This window comes from Lacisediminihabitans profunda, from assembly GCF_008040105.1.
GTDB classification, from domain to species: Bacteria; Actinomycetota; Actinomycetes; order Actinomycetales; family Microbacteriaceae; genus Lacisediminihabitans; species Lacisediminihabitans profunda.
The window spans coordinates 1-587 of the sequence record NZ_VRMG01000080.1; the positions used below are offsets into that span (position 1 = coordinate 1).

A 587-nucleotide genomic window follows, 5' to 3' on the forward strand; every position below is an offset into this window, starting at 1 on the left:
GGGATTTAGCACACTCAAGCTTGACCGGGTTCTTCGACCAGAGATAGCGGCGAATGCCACCTCTGACCCAACTCAAGAACGCGGCTTCGGTCTTCCAGATGCCCGGGAAGTCTTCCCAAGGGCGAGGCCTTACACTCATTCTGCACCTCCTAAGTCTACCCCGAGTTTAGCCAAAACAGCCCTACAGTCTACCCGATCCCCCGCCCAACGTTGCATGTGGGCGCAGTCACAATACATTTGCATGATATCGATTGCATCTTTAGTGTGCTCTGTGTCGTCCCATGCTGTGTAAGTGACAGGCTCAGGGTACCACGATTTGTAGGTGTCGTAGATTGCTTGCCAGCACTCCTTGTCCGTTGTGCAGGGATTAATGATGTTAAACGCTGCCACTTCTCCGAAGTCCTTCCCGATGCACAGGTCAGCAGGTCGGTAGCAGTCAACAGGGTCTCCGAATAGAAGCTGGAAGTAGAAGAACTTACGTCCCTCGCCTCTCACCTTGCCCTTAGAGTCCCTGTAGAGCGATCCTAGGCCTGAAAGGAACTTGACTTGAACAGGCTCACGTGCGTAGTTACAAAGCCATCCTAGAG

At 53.0% G+C, this 587-nt stretch carries 1 protein-coding gene; it reads right to left on the reverse strand.

Translation table 11 applies throughout. The features are described from left to right. Positions 1-135: 135 nt before the first annotated feature. Positions 136-587: hypothetical protein (locus FVP33_RS19830; protein ID WP_222706800.1), on the reverse strand; the 452-nt coding region annotated here is incomplete at its 5' end.